The 1,101-nt window shown below is 43.9% G+C and carries 1 protein-coding gene; it reads left to right on the top strand.

Annotated features, from left to right (window positions below; all coding sequences use genetic code 11):
• The coding region (gene tnpC / locus DWY63_RS17845; protein ID WP_117802760.1) for an IS66 family transposase at positions 1-1,007 on the top strand (1,007 nt) is incomplete at its 5' end.
• Positions 1,008-1,101: the final 94 nt, after the last annotated feature.

Genomic DNA, 1,101 nt, shown 5'->3' with positions numbered 1-1,101 from the left:
CTCTGGCACGTCAGGAAAGAGAGTTTGCCAGATATGATCTCGATCTCTCCACAAAGACTATGGCGAACTGGATCATAAACTGTGCAGACAGATACCTGAAACCGCTGTATCAGCTGATGAAAGAGGAACTTCTGGAAAGCAGATATATCCATTGTGACGAAAGCCGGATCCAGGTACTCGGAGAACCGGATCAGAAAGGGACGACCCAGAACTGGATGTGGGTATATCTCACGGATGAATTCAGTGGTTCCCCGCAGATGGTACTCTTCGATTATGAAAGGACCCGTGCGGGATATCATCCTGTAAACTTTTTAGGGGACAGGTTTCATGGGTGTCTGACCTGTGATGGATATCAGGCTTATCACAGTTTAGGAGAAGGTATCATAGTAAGCGGGTGCCTTACCCATGCAAGACGACGTTTTGATGCAGCCCTCACAGCATTAAAAAAAGACTTTACAAAAGAACAGCTGAAAGAGACCATTGCATATCAGGCGATGTCAAGGATCGGGATCCTCTATAAGATCGAGGAAATGATCCACAATAAAACACCAGAAGAAAAATATGAGGAGCGCCAGAAACAGTCCCGTCCAGTTATGGATGCCCTGTTTGAATGGCTGCATACGATGGAAGATTCTGTAGACAGGTCTTCCCTTATTGGTGATGCCATTTTGTATACGCTTAATCAGGAAGCATATCTGAAACGCTATCTGGAAGATGGCCATCTCAGTATAGACAACAACAGTGCAGAACGTGCATTGAAAAACTTTGCAGTGGGACGCCGCAACTGGCTGTTTGCCAAAAGTGTACGGGGAGCTGGTGCCAGTGCCCTTGTTTACAGCATTACAGAAACGGCACTTCTGAACCATCTGAAACCATACGCATATCTGACTTATATATTGGATGAACTCAGAAAAATGGGAGCTTTTCCTAAAGAGAAAGAGTTAAAGAAACTGCTTCCATGGTCAGAAGATCTTCCGGAATACTGCCGTACTAAACTAAAAAAATAATACTAAGCCATCTGATATAGAATTTGGCAGACAGCCAGAAACAGTATCAGATGGCTTTTATAAAATGTCAATATACGGATGATTACCTACTTAC

It is taken from the genome of Blautia sp. AF26-2 (genome assembly GCF_003460955.1).
In the GTDB taxonomy this organism is placed as follows: domain Bacteria; phylum Bacillota; class Clostridia; order Lachnospirales; family Lachnospiraceae; genus Fusicatenibacter; species Fusicatenibacter saccharivorans.
The sequence above is the reverse complement of the archived record's forward strand: the minus strand, read 5'-3'. Positions and strand labels throughout refer to the sequence as shown.